General features: G+C 73.5%; 15 protein-coding genes. 7 read left to right on the top strand and 8 right to left on the bottom strand.

Annotation, left to right across the window (positions count from 1 at the left end):
- Positions 1 to 39: 39 nt before the first annotated feature.
- From carA to pyrR, 4 genes are read right to left on the bottom strand one after another with little or no spacing between them, the layout of a single operon-like run.
- Positions 40 to 1,158, bottom strand: coding sequence for a glutamine-hydrolyzing carbamoyl-phosphate synthase small subunit (carA, locus tag C4U03_RS00765; protein ID WP_103935636.1), 1,119 nt, complete (start codon positions 1,156 to 1,158; stop codon positions 40 to 42).
- A complete protein-coding gene (locus C4U03_RS00760; RefSeq protein WP_103935635.1) occupies positions 1,155 to 2,444 on the bottom strand; it encodes a dihydroorotase in 1,290 nt (429 codons plus the stop codon). Before C4U03_RS00760 ends, carA begins: the two co-directional genes overlap by 4 nt.
- Complete coding sequence (locus tag C4U03_RS00755; protein ID WP_103935634.1) at positions 2,441 to 3,382, bottom strand: aspartate carbamoyltransferase catalytic subunit; 942 nt, start codon at positions 3,380 to 3,382, stop codon at positions 2,441 to 2,443. Before C4U03_RS00755 ends, C4U03_RS00760 begins: the two co-directional genes overlap by 4 nt.
- A complete protein-coding gene (gene pyrR, locus C4U03_RS00750; RefSeq protein WP_103935633.1) occupies positions 3,379 to 4,038 on the bottom strand; it encodes a bifunctional pyr operon transcriptional regulator/uracil phosphoribosyltransferase PyrR in 660 nt (219 codons plus the stop codon). The genes C4U03_RS00755 and pyrR overlap by 4 nt, the downstream gene beginning before the upstream one ends.
- A 463-nt stretch (positions 4,039 to 4,501) precedes the next feature.
- Here pyrR and bldD point away from each other — a divergent pair, with 463 nt between their 5' ends.
- A complete protein-coding gene (gene bldD / locus C4U03_RS00740) occupies positions 4,502 to 4,996 on the top strand; it encodes a transcriptional regulator BldD (protein WP_103935631.1) in 495 nt (164 codons plus the stop codon).
- A gap of 204 nt (positions 4,997 to 5,200) precedes the next feature.
- Here bldD and C4U03_RS00735 read toward each other — a convergent pair whose 3' ends face one another.
- From C4U03_RS00735 to C4U03_RS00725, 3 genes are all read right to left on the bottom strand, one after another.
- Entirely contained in the window at positions 5,201 to 6,628 is a 1,428-nt protein-coding gene (locus C4U03_RS00735) for an MFS transporter (protein ID WP_103935630.1), read from the bottom strand.
- Between the two features lie 586 nt (positions 6,629 to 7,214).
- Positions 7,215 to 7,586, bottom strand: a complete 372-nt coding sequence (locus C4U03_RS41595; RefSeq protein ID WP_235017541.1) for an SAV_6107 family HEPN domain-containing protein — start codon at positions 7,584 to 7,586, stop codon at positions 7,215 to 7,217.
- Positions 7,587 to 8,098: 512 nt separating this feature from the next.
- On the bottom strand, positions 8,099 to 8,890 hold the full coding sequence (locus C4U03_RS00725; protein ID WP_103935629.1) for a L,D-transpeptidase family protein: 792 nt from the start codon (positions 8,888 to 8,890) through the stop codon (positions 8,099 to 8,101).
- Between the two features lie 87 nt (positions 8,891 to 8,977).
- Here C4U03_RS00725 and C4U03_RS00720 point away from each other — a divergent pair, with 87 nt between their 5' ends.
- From C4U03_RS00720 to C4U03_RS00700, 5 genes are all read left to right on the top strand, one after another.
- Complete coding sequence (locus C4U03_RS00720) at positions 8,978 to 9,445, top strand: YbaK/EbsC family protein (protein WP_103935628.1); 468 nt, start codon at positions 8,978 to 8,980, stop codon at positions 9,443 to 9,445.
- A 113-nt stretch (positions 9,446 to 9,558) separates the two neighbouring features.
- A complete protein-coding gene (locus C4U03_RS00715; RefSeq protein WP_103935627.1) occupies positions 9,559 to 9,909 on the top strand; it encodes an arsenate reductase family protein in 351 nt (116 codons plus the stop codon).
- A gap of 54 nt (positions 9,910 to 9,963) precedes the next feature.
- A complete protein-coding gene (locus C4U03_RS00710) occupies positions 9,964 to 10,857 on the top strand; it encodes a hypothetical protein (protein WP_146087225.1) in 894 nt (297 codons plus the stop codon).
- 17 nt (positions 10,858 to 10,874) lie between these two features.
- Positions 10,875 to 11,204 carry a hypothetical protein gene (locus C4U03_RS00705; RefSeq protein ID WP_103935625.1) on the top strand — a complete coding sequence of 110 codons (330 nt, stop codon included), beginning with the start codon at positions 10,875 to 10,877 and terminating at the stop codon, positions 11,202 to 11,204.
- Between the two features lie 9 nt (positions 11,205 to 11,213).
- Positions 11,214 to 11,822, top strand: a complete 609-nt coding sequence (locus C4U03_RS00700; RefSeq protein ID WP_235017538.1) for a GNAT family N-acetyltransferase — start codon at positions 11,214 to 11,216, stop codon at positions 11,820 to 11,822.
- A 47-nt stretch (positions 11,823 to 11,869) separates the two neighbouring features.
- Here the strand turns inward: C4U03_RS00700 and metF are convergent, their stop codons facing one another.
- Positions 11,870 to 12,805 carry a methylenetetrahydrofolate reductase [NAD(P)H] gene (gene metF, locus C4U03_RS00695; RefSeq protein ID WP_200826950.1) on the bottom strand — a complete coding sequence of 312 codons (936 nt, stop codon included), beginning with the start codon at positions 12,803 to 12,805 and terminating at the stop codon, positions 11,870 to 11,872.
- A 388-nt stretch (positions 12,806 to 13,193) separates the two neighbouring features.
- Between metF and C4U03_RS00690 the strand changes: the two genes are divergently transcribed.
- Positions 13,194 to 14,255, top strand: coding sequence for a polyprenyl synthetase family protein (locus C4U03_RS00690; RefSeq protein WP_103935623.1), 1,062 nt, complete (start codon positions 13,194 to 13,196; stop codon positions 14,253 to 14,255).
- The last annotated feature ends 21 nt before the right edge of the window (positions 14,256 to 14,276 follow it).

Here is a 14,276-nt window from a genome sequence, read left to right as displayed (position 1 = left end):
AACGGTGTGCGGTGCCGACCGCCGAAACGCGGGATCGCATCAGCCGCGCACCTTCCCGTCCATCAGCTCGCAGAACCGGTCGAACAAGGCGGTGGAGTCGTGCGGGCCCGCCGCTGCCTCCGGGTGGTACTGGACGCTGAAGGCCGGGCCGTCGAGCAGTCGCAGGCCCTCGACGCAGCCGTCGTTGAGGTTGACGTGGCTGACCTCGGCGCGGCCGTAGGGGGTCTCGAACGGGCCGTCGGTGGGGGCGTCCACCGCGAAGCCGTGGTTGTGGGCGGAGATCTCCACCCGGCCGGTCGCGCGGTCCTGGACGGGCTGGTTGACACCCCGGTGGCCGAAGCGCAGCTTGTAGGTGCCCAGGCCCAGCGCCCGCCCGAAGATCTGGTTGCCCAGGCAGATCCCGAAGAACGGGCGGCCGGCGTCCAGCACCCCGCGCAGCGCGGTGACCGCGTACTCGGTGGCGGCCGGGTCGCCCGGCCCGTTGCTGAAGAACACCCCGTCCGGGTTCGTCGCCAGGATCTCGGCGGCGGTGGAGGTGGCCGGCAGCACGTGCACCTCGCAGCCGCGCTCAGCCATCCGGTGCGGGGTCATCGACTTGATGCCCAGGTCCACGGCGGCCACGGTGAACCGCTTGTCGCCGATGGCCGGGACGATGTACGGCTCCGGGGTGGTGACCTTGCGGGCCAGGTCGGCGCCCTCCATCGAGGGGCTCTGGCGCACCCGCTCCAGCAGCGCCTGCGGGTCGGTCTCCACGGTGGAGATCGCGCCGCGCATGGCGCCCCGGTCGCGCAGGTGCCGGGTGAGGGCCCGGGTGCCGGGCATCGCGATCCCGACGATCCCCTGCGCCCTCAGCTCCGCGTCCAGCGAGCGGCGCGACCGCCAACTGGAGGCTACCCGCGCGGGCTCGCGCACCACGTAGCCGGCGACCTGGACGCGCGCGGACTCGGGGTCCTCGTCGTTGACGCCGGTGTTGCCGATGTGCGGGGCGGTCATCGCCACGATCTGCCCGGCGTAGGAGGGGTCGGTGAGGGTCTCCTGGTAGCCGGTCATGCCGGTGTTGAAGACCATCTCGCCGAAGGTCTCGCCCTCCGCGCCGAACCCGACCCCGTGGAACACCCTGCCGTCCTCGAGCATCAGCATCGCGGGGGGTTGGGTCATTGCAGCTTTCCTTCCAGGACGGTGGGCCGGCCGCGCAGGAACGTCGCGACGACCCGGCCGGGCAGTTCGAGCCCGGCAAAGGGGCTGTTGCGGCTCTTGGAGGCGAAGCCCGAGGGATCGACCACCGTGCGCGGCGCCGGGTCGTACAGCACCACGTTGGCGGGGGCGCCCGCCTCCAGTGGCCGTCCCTGCCCGTTCAGGCGGCCGATACGCGCCGGGCGGTAGGACATCCGGTCGGCGACACCGGGCCAGTCCAGCAGACCGGTCTCGATCATCGACTGCTGGACCACCGACAGCGCCGTCTCCAGCCCGATCATGCCCATGGCCGCCGCCGCCCACTCGGTCTCCTTGGCCTCGACCGGGTGCGGGGCGTGGTCGGTGGCGACGGCGTCGATGGTGCCGTCGGCCAGCGCGTGCCGCAGCGCGGTCACGTCGTCGACGGTGCGCAGCGGCGGGTTGACCTTGTAGATCGGGTCGTAGCCCCGTACCACGGCGTCGTCCAGCAGCAGATGGTGCGGGGTGACCTCGGCGGTCACCCGCCAGCCCTTGCTCTTGGCCCAGCGGATGATCTCCACCGAGCCGGCCGTGGACACGTGGCACACATGCAGCCGGGAGCCGACGTGCGCGGCCAGCAGGCAGTCGCGGGCGATGATCGCCTCCTCGGCCACCGCAGGCCAGCCGGGCAGCCCCAGCGCCGCCGAGACCTCGCCCTCGTTCATCTGGGCGCCCTCGGTGAGCCTGGGCTCCTGGGCGTGCTGGGCGATGACGCCGTCGAACGCCTTGACGTACTCCAGCGCCCGCCGCATGATCACCGCGTCCGACACGCAGTGCCCGTCGTCGGAGAACACCCGCACCTGGGCGGCCGAGTCGGCCATCGCGCCCAGCTCGGCCAGCTGCCTGCCCGCGATGCCCTGGGTGACGGCCCCCACCGGGTGCACGTCGCAGAACCCGGCCTCGCGGCCCAGCCGCCAGACCTGCTCCACCACGCCGGCGGTGTCGGCGACCGGGTGGGTGTTGGCCATGGCGTGCACGGCGGTGTAACCGCCCCTGGCGGCGGCGCGGGTGCCGGACTCGACGGTCTCGGCGTCCTCGCGTCCGGGCTCGCGCAGGTGGGTGTGCAGGTCGACCAGGCCGGGCAGGGCGACCAGCCCGTCGGCGTCGATCACCTCGGCCCCGGCGGCGGCCAGCCCCCGGCCGGTCTCGGCGATCTCGCCGTCGCGCAGTAGCAGGTCGGCGGGCTCGCCGCCGAGGATCCGCGCACCCTTGATGACGTACGTACCGCTCAATGCGAGACCTCCTTGCCGATGGCCGGCTCCGAGCCGCCCAGAAGCAGGTAGAGCACGGCCATCCGGGCGCTGACGCCGTTGGCGACCTGCTCGACGATGGTGGAACGGGGCGAGTCGGCCACCTCGGCGGCGATCTCGACGCCGCGGTTCATGGGACCGGGATGCATGACGATGGCGTGGTCGGCCAGCCGCGCGACCCGGTCGGCGTCCAGGCCGTAGCGGCGGCTGTACTCGCGGACGGTCGGGAAGTAGGCGGCGTTCATCCGCTCGCGCTGCACCCGCAGCATCATCACCACGTCGCTCTTGGGCAGCACCGCGTCCAGGTCGTAGGACACCGAGCACGGCCAGGTGTCCACCGCGACCGGCAGCAGGGTCGGTGGGGCGACCAGGGTGACGTCGGCGCCGAGCGTGTGCAGCAGCAGCACGTTGGAGCGCGCCACCCGGCTGTGCAGCACGTCGCCGACGATGGTGACCTTGCGGCCCGCCAGGTCGCCGAGGCGGCGGCGCATCGTGAACGCGTCCAGCAGCGCCTGGGTGGGGTGCTCGTGGGTGCCGTCACCGGCGTTGATGACGCTGCCCCGCACCCAGTTGGCCAGGCGGTGCGGCGCGCCGGAGGCGCTGTGCCGGATGACGACGCCGTCGGCGCCCATGGCCTCCAGGGTCAGCGCGGTGTCCTTGAGGCTCTCGCCCTTGGAGACGCTGGAGCCCTTGACGGAGAAGTTGATGACGTCCGCCGACAGCCGCTTGGCGGCGGCCTCGAAGGAGATGCGGGTGCGGGTGGAGTCCTCGAAGAACAGGTTGACCACCGTGCGGCCGCGCAGGGTCGGCAGCTTCTTGATCGAACGGTCGGCGACCTGGGCGAGCTCTTCTGCGGTGTCGAGGACCAGCAGGGCGTCGTCCCTGGTCAGATCCGCCGCGGAGATGAGATGGCGCTTCACTGTGCGGACTTCCTGTCGCTGTGGGACGCCTCGCCATCCGGCGCGCCGCCCCGGGTGTCGCCGGGCGCGGCCGGGCCGAGCAGGACCGCGTCCCGCTCGTCGTTCTCGGCCAGCAGGACCCGGACGGTCTCGCGCATCGAGGTGGGCAGGTTCTTGCCCACGTAGTCGGCGCGGATGGGCAGCTCGCGGTGGCCCCGGTCCACCAGGATCGCCAGCTGCACAGCACGGGGCCGGCCCAGGTCATTCAACGCGTCGAGCGCGGCGCGGACGGTGCGGCCGGAGAACAGCACGTCGTCGACCAGCACCACGATGCGGTCGTCGACACCCTCCGGCGGCAGGTCGGTCCTGCCCAGCGCCCGGGCGGGCCGCATGCGCAGGTCGTCGCGGTACATCGTCACGTCGAGCGAGCCCCAGGGCACGGGCCTGCCCTCGACCTCCTCCAGCCGGGCGGCCAGCCGGCGGGCGAGCGTCACCCCGCGGGTCTGGATGCCGAGCAGGACGACGTCGGCACCGCCCTTGGTGCGTTCGAGGATCTCGTGGGCGATGCGGGTGAGCGCGCGCCGGATGTCGGGGGCCTCAAGAACGGCCTTGTGTCCTGCGTCACGTTCCGCGTCGCGCGCCTCGGCCGGCTGTACCGGCCGGGAGGCAGCATTCACCGCCAACCTCCTTTCCCGCCTCACGGGACGGGTCTTAAAGGACGTCTTGTCCCTCTCACGGTAGCAGCCCCGGCGTGTCGCCCCGCACCGGGCAGGCCGGTGTCTTACCAGGTGAGAGGGGTCACACCTGGCATGCCGGAGGACGCCCGCGGGCGGACGCGGACCGTCGCCGGCCGCCGGGCGCCCGCGGCCGTCGCGGGCGCCCGGATTCCGCGCGCCGGGGCGGCCTGCGGAGGGCCTGCGGAGGGCCTGCGGAGGGCATGGCTACGGCCGTCGATTCGACCGCTTTTTTCCAATCAGCTTGACCTTCGGGCTTCCCCGTTTTACCGTCACTGTCCGTAACCATCCCTGGAGACGGGTCCGGGGCGTTCGGTCCCAGGTCCCGCTCCCTGTGGGAGCGACTCGAGACCGCCGCTCCCCGGGGCCGACATAACAACGAAAGTGAGCCTGGGGGGCCGCAACGATGCCGTCTGAATACGCAAAGGCTCTCGGCGCGCGCCTGCGCGCGATCCGTACCCAGCAGGGACTGTCCCTGCACGGCGTGGAGGAGAAGTCCCGCGGCCGCTGGAAGGCCGTCGTCGTGGGCTCCTACGAGCGCGGCGACCGCGCCGTCACCGTTCAGAAACTGGCCGAGCTCGCCGACTTCTACGGCGTGCCGGTGTCCGAGCTGCTGCCCGGCGGGGCCGCGCCGAGCCCGCTCGGGCCCACGCCCAAGCTTGTGATCGACCTTGAGCGGCTGCAGCAGCTTCCGAAGGACAAGGCCGGTCCCCTCGCCCGTTACGCCGCGACGATCCAGAGCCAGCGCGGCGACTACAACGGGAAGGTGCTGTCGATCCGTCAGGAGGACCTGCGCTCGCTCGCGGTGATCTACGACAAGTCGCCGACCGAGCTGACCGAGGAGCTCATCGGCTGGGGCGTTCTCGACCCCGAGGCGCGCCGCGCCGTCGAGGCGTTCTGACCGCGACGAAGCCGCCGTCACCGACCGCTCGCCGGGCGGCCCGGCGACGGCGGCTTCACCGTCCGGAACGTCCCGCCCGCCGCATCGCAGCCCGCCCCGGACGCACGGTCACGGCGGCCTCCGCGCCCAGAGCGCGTCCGGCGGTACAGGCCGCCGGCCGCCGGTAAGCACGGCCCGTCGCGGGCGGCGGACGCCCGGCCGTTCTCAGAGCAGGTCCGGTGGCCGGCCGGCGGGGCCGGGCCGGCGGCTGGGGGCGATCAGGGCGAGCACGATCGCGGCCGCCATCACGGCGGCGGCCACCGTGAAACCCGCGGTGAAGCCGCCCTCGGACGGCGTTCCGCCCGCCACCGGGGCGGAGGCGGCGACGATGGCGGCGCTGGCCTGCGTTCCCAGGGACGCCCCGACGGTGCGGATCAGCGTGTTCACGCCGGTGGCCACCCCGGTCTGCCCTGGCGGGACCGCGGCGACGACCAGGTTGGCGACCGCCGCGTACGCCAGGCCGAGACCGATCCCGCGCGCCACTCCTCCGACGTACAGCTGCCACATCTGCGAGTGCGCGAACGCCACGTAGCCGTATCCCAGGAGGGTCAGCACCGACCCGGCGAGCAGCACCGTGCGCGATCCGATCCGCACGTCGAGCATCCCGGCGGTGAATCCGGCCACCGTCATCCCCACGCTCGCCGGAAGCTGGAGCAGCGCCGCCTCGGTGGCCGATCCGCCGAACCCGAAGCCGGTGTCGGCGGGCAACTGCACCAGCAGGGGGAACAGGATTCCCCCAGCCATCAGCGCGTAGCCGGACAGCATCGAGGCGACGTTGGCCGTCCACACCCCCCGCCCGCGCATCACCCGCAGGTCCACCAGCGGCTCGGCCACCCGCGACTCCACGACCAGCCAGGCCGCCGCCAGCACCGCCGCCGCCGCGAGCAGGCCGAGCACCGCCGGATCGGCCCAGCCCCACTGCGGCGCCTGTGTCAGCGCGGTGAGCCCGCCGACCAGCCAGGCGGCGAACAGCACCGCCCCCCACCAGTCGATCCGCGCCGCCGGCCGCCCGGCCGACTTTGGAACGATCCACCAGGCCAGCAGCGTCCCTGGCAGCAGGCCCGCCACCGGTACCCACAGCAGCCACCGCCAGCCGAACCAGTCGATGACCGGCCCCGCGATCACCCAGGACAGCGCCCCGCCCAGCCCCAGCATCGACGACATCAGCCCCACCGCCGAGGCCGTCCGGTGCGGCGGGTACACGTCCCGGATGATCGTGTAGGCCAGCGGGAACACCCCGCCGCCCACCCCGGCCAGCGCCCGCCCCGCCAGCATCACCGGCAGCGAGGTCGCCAGGGCCGCGACCACCATGCCCGCCAAGGCCACCGCCAGCACCACCAGCAGCACCCGTCGCGGCCCGTACAGGTCCCCCAGCCGCCCGATCACCGGTGTCCCCACCGCCGCCGACAGCGTCATGGCGGTCAGCGCCCACGCCGCTCCCCCGGGCGTGGTGTCCAGCCCCTCCTGGATCAACGGCAGCGCCGGCGTCACCACCGCCATCGACAGCGCGTACGCCATCACGCCCAAGAAGGCCAGCAAGGGCACGACCAGCCGGTCGCCCCGCCCGCCCGAACCCCGTCCACCCGCTCCCATGCCGAGGCCACGTTACTCACCAAGATCCCAAAGCCCTCCAGCGCCCCCATATCCCCATAAGCCCCGGCAACAACGTCCCTCGTCACCGGCGAACCCGGCAGCCCGCCCGGCGAGACCGCACGACGACACCCCACGTCGACGTCTCCTTGGCGGCCCCCGCGAACGGAACCGCCTCATCAGGTCCTCAAGCGCCGCCCCTCCGCACCGACACCACGGCGACTCAGGCGGGATGGCCGGGAGTGTCCGCGAACCGGTGGAACTCGCGTGGGCACCGGCTGCGCAACGCCGTCCACCTACGCAAGCGCACCGCTCGACAGGCCGGCCCCGCCGAAGATCGGACACTCCGCCGACCCGCACCGACAGCACCGCGATTCAGGCAAGGTGGCTTCGCCGGGATCGTGCGGACACGGTGGTGTCAGGGGCGTCCGTGGGTCTTGGCCGAGTCCGGGTGGGTGGGACCGGGCCGGTGGGGCCGATCAGGGGGCTGTCGGCCCCACCGGCGCGGTGGGGGTCGCCGTCACCGCACAGGGGAGGGTGCGGTGACGGCCCGGGGGAGGCGGGAGGCGCTCCACGGAGTGCCGTGGTGTCAGCCCGCTCGGGTCTCGGGCATCGGGAGGGTCGGCTGGCTGGGAACGCCCAGGGTGTCCTCCACCAGGGAGACGAAGATCTCGGCGTCGTGCATGAGCTCCTCGGCCTCCCGGGGGGTGACGGCGCGGGGCAGACCGGCCTCGGCGGCAGCGCGCTTGTCGGCGCCGGCGGCGAAGAAGGCGGCCCACTCGCGCAGGGCGGGGTCGGCCTCGGGGAGCAGCACCCACACGCTGCGCGGGCGGCCCCGGCGGTGGGTCTCCAGCGGCTCGCGGGTGGCCAGCACCGCCGCGGCGGCGCGCAGGGCCGCCAGGTGGGCCGACACGTAGCGGACGGCGGGCGAGGTGGCCTCGGCCGCCTCGGCCAGGCACATGCGGGCGGCCTGGAGCTGGCCGCGCGCGGTGTGGCCGGTCCGCGGGGACGGGACGCTACGGGGACGGGGTGGTGCCGGGATGGCGGTCGGCCCAGGGTGAGCGTCGGCACGGGCATCAACACGGGCATCAACACGGGCATCGGCACGGGCATCGGCACGGGCGTCGCCGTGGACGTCGGTGTGGATTCTGCGTCGGGCGGTCGTCGATCCGGACATTCGCCTGTCTCCTTCCGGCTCCGGGCCGGCCGGACGGAGAGCTTCCCCTCACTCCGCCCGGCCGTCACACCCCGCCGGCCGGTCGCGCTGCCCCCGGCGGGACGTGTGCCCCTGGGCGCGGGGCGCGGGCCCCGCACCGCATCGAACAGAAGTTCGACGTACCTTCAGTAAACCGCCCGTGCGGCGATTCGTCAATACGTTCGAACGAGCGTCGCGACCGGGCCGTCCACATGGAGACGTCGCAGGTCAGCGGCACCCGACCAGGAGAACAAAGGGGTCTGACAAAACCCGTCAGATCACGTGGGGCGACGGACGTGCACCGGAACGTTCGTGCCGACGAGCTTCGGGAAGTCCTCGGCGACGTTCATCGGCAGCCGCACGCAGCCGTGCGAGGCCGGGTACCGCGGGACGTCCAGCGCTCCGTGGAAGGCGATGCCGCCGTTGAAGTAGATCGGGTTGTACAGCCGCCCCAGCGGCGAGGTCTCCCAGCCGGAGGCGCGCCGGCCCGTGCGGAAGTCGCCCGTGGAGGTCGTGGCGTAACGGCAGCGCGGCGTGCTGGAGCCGGGGTCGTTCGAACAGAACAGCTCGCCCGATCCGGAGGAGATGTGGCTGATCAGCGCCGGACGGCCGTCCTTGTAGACCACCAGGTACTGGCGGCGCAGGTCGACGTCCACCCGGTCGGGCTCGCGCTTTTTGGCCATGGGCCGCGGGGCCCTGGGCCTGTCGAGCGCCTCCCATACCCGCTCGCCCACCGTGTTGCTCACCTTGATGCGGTTGACCTTCTGGAACGCCCACACCGCCATCTGGGTGGTGATGCCGTAGCGGCCGTCGACGCGGCCGGGGGCGTACCCGAGCTCCTCAAGCCGCCGCTGCAGCGCCTTGACGTGCTCGCCCTTGCCGCCCGGCTTGAGCTTGGGACGGGGCGTCGGCGTGGGACTCGGCGTGGTGCCGGCCGAGGACGTACTCGGCGTGGCCGGCGCGGTGGGCCGGTCCTCCCCCGCCGTCTCGGTGGCCGGCCGTGAGCAGCCCGGCAGCACCAGGACGCCGCCCGCCACGAGGAGCCCCGCCATCCGCACCCTTGCCCTCATGTGCGACCTCCCACCGGAATGGTTCCCTTTTGGACAAAGGATCCATCCGCCGGGTTCGACGCCGCCACCAGACTTTAGAGTGCTGCCATGCATCCCAACGTCGAACGGGTGGCCGCGGCTCTCAAGGAGCTGGGCGCGACCGGGCAGATCGTGGAGCTGCCGGAGGCGGCCCGTACCGCCGAGGCCGCCGCCGAGCAGCTCGGCTGCCCGGTGGGCGCCATCGCCAACAGCCTGGTCTTCGCCGCCGACGACACGCCGCTGCTGGTGCTGACCAGCGGCGCCCACCGGGTGGACACCGCCAAGGCCGCCGCGCTGGCCGGTGCCCGGCGGGTGCGGCGGGCCACCCCCGAGTTCGTCCGCGAGGCCACCGGGCAGCCGATCGGCGGGGTCGCCCCGGTCGGGCACCCGGCCCCGATCCGGACACTGGTGGACACCTGGCTGGGCGAGCACGAGGTGGTCTGGGCGGCCGGCGGGCACCCGCACACCGTCTTCCCGACCTCCTTCGAGGAACTGGTGCGTATCACCGGCGGCACCCCCGCCGACGTCGGCGCCTGAGCTCGCCGCCCTGGGGCCTCCGAACGCCCGGGCAGGCGATCCTCACCATTCCTCGCCCCGTCCCGTACCGCGACTCCCCGGCTCCCGAAGTACCGGTCTGGGAGAATCGGCGCATGGAGATCTGGCACAACCCCCGCTGTTCCAAGAGCCGCGCCGCCAAGGCCGCCCTCGACGAGGCGGGCGTGACCTACACCGAGCGCCGTTACCTGGACGAGCCGCCGACGGCGGCCGAGCTCGACGCGGTGCTCACCGCGATCGGCGCCGAGCCCTGGGACGTGGCCCGGCTGAACGAGCCGGTCGCCAAGGAGCTGGGCCTGAAGGACATGGCGCGGGACCGGGCGCGCTGGATCGAGGTCATGGTCGCCCACCCGGTGCTGATCCAGCGTCCCATCATCGCTACCGGCGGCCGGGCGGTCGTGGCCCGCGACGAGGGCTCGGTGCGGGCGGCCCTCGACAGCGCCTGACACGGGTGTGATCGTAGTGACCGACCCGAACCGTCCGTCAGCACCGGAGCGGCCATGAGTGCGAGCATGCGCAACGGCCCCGCCGCCGGCGACCCCGAGTTCCGCGGGATCGACCCGGACGCGCTGGGCCACCTGCTCAAGCAGATGAACGCCGCCAACAGGGCGATCATCGGATGGCTGGACGCCCATCCCCCGCCGGCCGGGGTACCCGCCACCGGGCACCAGCGGGCGCAGGAGGTGAGCGTCTGGGTGGCCGAGCAGCTCGGCATGCTCAACCGGCGCTACAACTACGCGATCACCCATCCCGACACCGGCGGCGGGATCAGGACGGGCCCGGCCGTCCCGCCGCGTCCCGCGATACCGGGTACGGGCGGGCAGGGCGGCGGTTCCGGCCTGGGCGACGGGGTCGCGCCGCCGAGGTCGCCGCGGACGACGCCCAAGGGCGCCGGCGACGATCTCGGCACGTTCCCCAACCGGCAGGACGCCCAGAAGGCCGCCCGCGCCGACGCGTTCGTCATCAACCGGGCCCTCAAGGAGGGCAGGCCCATCCCGGACGAGGTGTGGCGGCGTCTCGGGCAGCACGCCGACGACCCCGACTACACCGAGGAGCTGTACGACCGGCTCGGCCCTGCCGGGATCGCCGACCTGATCCGGCGGGCCGCCGGGGACGAGGCGCGGCTGCGGGCGATCAGCGAGTCGCTGGGCACCGCCAGCTTCCATCTGCCCATGAACGCCGCCTGGCTGAAGGCGCTGCTGGCCGAGGCCGACCGCGACGGCACCCGCGACATCACCGTCCGGGTGCTGCTCGACGCCGACATGAGCCGGCGGACCGACGACGCCCTGGCCAGGCTGGGCCTACTGCCGGGGGGCGCCGCGCCGCAGGCGCCGGGCGGCCCGGCGCGCACGCCCGCCCCCGTCCAGCCCGGTGCGGACCGGCCGGCGCTCTGAGAGGTCGAGAGGTCGCCATGACGCCACCGCCCCCGGGAACCCTGCAGCCGCCCATCGACCCGGTCACCGCGCGGCAGCTGCCGCCAGGCGAGGTGCCCAATCCCGAGTACGAGCGGCTCTACCACGCCTACCGCGACGCCTACGGCAGCATCGACCGGCTGCGAGAGGCGCTGGATCCGCCGGCCAGGACGCTGGCCGGCACCGACGCCTGGCTGGGCCCGGAGGCCCGCAGCTGGGGCGGCCGGCTGGAGGACAACCGGCGGATCCTGCAGCAGGCGGCCGACCGGATCCTGTCCGATATGCACGCCACGCTGGTGGCGACATCCCGGACGATCCAACGGGTCTAGTCTGTCCGGGTGGAAGACGGTGACCCGCCCAAACTGCGCGAGATCGACGTACGGGGCTTCCGGCGGCGACTCGGCCCGATCCTGGACGTCTACGCGGCGGCGATGGATCCGCCGATCGACCAGTTGCCGGGCCGGTACGCGATCATGGAGCGGCACACCACCTACCCCCGGTTCCGGGCGCTGGTGGCCGAGTCGCGCCGCCCATTCCTGCGCGGCGGCGCGATCCAGGGATTCGCGTACGGCTTCCACGGGACGCCCGGCCAGTGGTGGCACGACGTCGTCCACCACGCGCTGGACGAGGCGGGCGGCGCCGGGCACGCCGCCGAGTGGCTGTCGGACTCGTTCGAGGTCGCCGAGCTGCACGTGGACCCGGCGCACCAGGGCCGGGGGCTGGGCCGGGCGCTGCTGACCACGCTGTGCGCCGACCGCCCCGAGCGGACCGTGGTGCTGTCCACGCTGGACCGCCGGCCGGAGACCCGGGCCCGCCGGCTCTACCGGTCGGTGGGGATGGTGGACCTGCTGGCCGACTTCGAGTTCCCCGGCGGCGGCCCCCGCTACGCCGTGATGGGCGCGCGGCTGCCGCTGACGGACTCCCCGCACGGCCCGGACGATCACTGAGACCGGCGACGGCCGGCGATGGCCCGGCCGGTCAGGCGGTCAGGCGGTCAGGCGGTCAGCGAGGACGACACCGGGGCCGCGCGGTGGGCGCCGGTGTCCAGCAACCCGTACACCTCACGGGTCGCGGTGGACTTGTTGAAGGTGATGAAGTGGATGCCCGGCGCGCCCTGGTCCAGCAGCTCCTGGCACAGCTCGGCGGCGTGCTCGACGCCCAGCCGGCGGACCGCCTCCGGGTCGTCGCCGACCGCCTCGAAGCGAGCGGCCAGCTCGGGCGGGAACGGGGCGCCCGACAGCTGCTCGGAGCGCTCGATGGTGCTCAGCTGGGTGACCGGCATGATGCCCGGGATGATCGGGACGTCGCAGCCGTGCGCGGCGACCCGGTCGCGCAGCCGGAAGTAGTCCTCGGCGCGGAAGAACATCTGGGTGATGGCGTAGTCGGCGCCGGCCCGGCACTTGGCCACGAAGTGCCGGGTGTCACTGTCGATGTCGGGCGAGCGCGGGTGCTTGTAGGGGAAGGCCGCCACGCCCACGCAGAAGTCCCCGTACGAGCGGATCATGCGCACCAGCTCCGCGGCGTACTCGACCCCGTCCGGGTGCTTGACCCACTCCCCCATCGGGTCGCCCGGCGGGTCGCCGCGCAGCGCGAGGATGTTACGCACCCCCACTGAGGCGAACCGGCCGATGAGGTTGCGCAGCTCGGCGGTGGAGTGGTTGACCGCCGTGAAGTGCGCCACCGGGGTGAGCGTGGTGTCGGTGGCGATCCGCTCGACGATGTCGACGGTCTTGTCCCGGGTGCCGCCGCCGGCGCCGTAGGTGACCGACACGAACGTCGGCCGCAGCGCCTCCAGCTGCCGGATGGTGCGCCACAGGTTGCGTTCGCCGGTCTCGGTCTTGGGGGGGAGGAACTCGAAGGAGAACGACTTGCCACCGGCGGCCAGCAGCTCACGGATGCTGGGGGCGCGGTCGGGCTGCACGGGACGCATCCCCATAGGTTAGTGCGAACCCCTCCGGTCTGTCGTGGCCCCATCCGGTCCGCCGACCCGGCGGGGCGCCGTCCACGGCGGGGACTTGGGGATCACGTCCGGTTCCCGCGGGCCGCCGGAACCGGCCGCCGGCCGCCGGCCGCCCGGCGCACCGGCCCGGCCGAACGTGATTCCGGCGACATCCCGCCCGGCCCCACATCGGCGGGAAGGGGGCGGCGCGGCCGGTTCGGCGGCCGAGACGAACACCCCACCACGCCCCATTGCGGACTCTTCGGGCCTGACACGCATAATGTCCGTGATCGGCGGGCCGGGACGCGCGGTCATCAGCTGAGGTACTCAGCCCGGCCTGGGTACGGGTAACCGTCTCCGGTTCACTAGGGTGATCGATATGTCCGCTGGCCGTGTTCGCAAGGAGATCGACGGAGCGCTGCTGGATTTCGTCGACCGGCAACGTCCCGGGGTGCTGGCGATCAGTGACCAGCTGGCTCCGATGCTCACCGCGCTGGACGAGCTGCTGGCCGGCGGCAAGCGGCTGCGCCCGGCGTTCTGCTACTGGGGCTGGCGGGCCGCCGGCGGGGAGGACATCGAGGCGGCCCGGGGCATCGCCGCCGCCGCGGCCTCGCTGGAGCTGCTGCAGGCCAGCGCGCTGATCCACGACGACGTGATGGACGCCAGCGACACCCGCCGGGGACAGCCGTCGGTGCACCGCCGGTTCGAGGCCGCGCACCGCGAGCAGGGCTGGCGGGGCGGCGCGGCGCCGTTCGGGGAGGGCGCGGCGATCTTGCTGGGTGATCTGTGCCTGGCCTGGTCGGCGGAGATGTTCGAGGTCAGCGGGCTGGACCCGGAGTCGCTGCGCCGGGGCCGGCGGGTGTTCGACCTGATGCGCACCGAGGTGATCTGCGGTCAGTACCTGGACATGCTGGAGGGCGCGCGCGGCGCCGGCACGGTCGACGACGCGCTGACCGTGGTGGAGTACAAGAGCGCCAAGTACACCATCGAGCGCCCGCTGCACATGGGCGCCGAACTCGCCGGCGGCGGCCCGCAGGTGGTGGACGCCCTGCGCGCCTACGGGCGGCCGCTGGGCATCGCCTTCCAGTTGCGCGACGACGTGCTCGGGGTGTTCGGCGACCCGACCGAGACCGGCAAGCCCGCCGGGGACGACCTGCGCGAGGGCAAGCGCACCGTGCTGGTCGCCTTCACCCTGGAGCGCGCCACGCCGGCCCAGGCCGAGCTCGTCGAGAGCCGGCTGGGCGACCCCGCGCTGGACGCCGAGGGGGTCGCGCAGCTGCGGACGATCATCGAAGACACCGGCGCGCTGGCCGCCTGCGAGGAGATGATCGAGCGCTACACCGCGCAGGCGCGCTCGGCGCTGCAGGTCGCGCCGATCGCCGCCGAGGCCCGTTCCGCCCTGGCCGAGCTCACGGTCGCCGCCACCGCACGCCGCGTCTGATCCCCGCCGGCGGGAGGTACG

The sequence above is a fragment of the Thermomonospora echinospora genome, assembly GCF_900108175.1.
Classification (GTDB): domain Bacteria; phylum Actinomycetota; class Actinomycetes; order Streptosporangiales; family Streptosporangiaceae; genus Thermomonospora; species Thermomonospora echinospora.
This window is presented reverse-complemented; position numbering and strand designations above follow the sequence as displayed.

Coding starts and splice junctions, on each gene's coding strand:
- carA (WP_103935636.1), bottom strand. CDS start 1,158: ATGACCCAACCCCCCGCGATGCTGATGCTCGAGGACGGCAGGGTGTTC.
- bldD (WP_103935631.1), top strand. CDS start 4,502: ATGCCGTCTGAATACGCAAAGGCTCTCGGCGCGCGCCTGCGCGCGATC.
- C4U03_RS00735 (WP_103935630.1), bottom strand. CDS start 6,628: ATGGGAGCGGGTGGACGGGGTTCGGGCGGGCGGGGCGACCGGCTGGTC.
- C4U03_RS41595 (WP_235017541.1), bottom strand. CDS start 7,586: ATGTGCCTGGCCGAGGCGGCCGAGGCCACCTCGCCCGCCGTCCGCTAC.
- C4U03_RS00725 (WP_103935629.1), bottom strand. CDS start 8,890: ATGAGGGCAAGGGTGCGGATGGCGGGGCTCCTCGTGGCGGGCGGCGTC.
- C4U03_RS00720 (WP_103935628.1), top strand. CDS start 8,978: ATGCATCCCAACGTCGAACGGGTGGCCGCGGCTCTCAAGGAGCTGGGC.
- C4U03_RS00715 (WP_103935627.1), top strand. CDS start 9,559: ATGGAGATCTGGCACAACCCCCGCTGTTCCAAGAGCCGCGCCGCCAAG.
- C4U03_RS00710 (WP_146087225.1), top strand. CDS start 9,964: ATGAGTGCGAGCATGCGCAACGGCCCCGCCGCCGGCGACCCCGAGTTC.
- C4U03_RS00705 (WP_103935625.1), top strand. CDS start 10,875: ATGACGCCACCGCCCCCGGGAACCCTGCAGCCGCCCATCGACCCGGTC.
- metF (WP_200826950.1), bottom strand. CDS start 12,805: ATGCGTCCCGTGCAGCCCGACCGCGCCCCCAGCATCCGTGAGCTGCTG.
- C4U03_RS00690 (WP_103935623.1), top strand. CDS start 13,194: ATGTCCGCTGGCCGTGTTCGCAAGGAGATCGACGGAGCGCTGCTGGAT.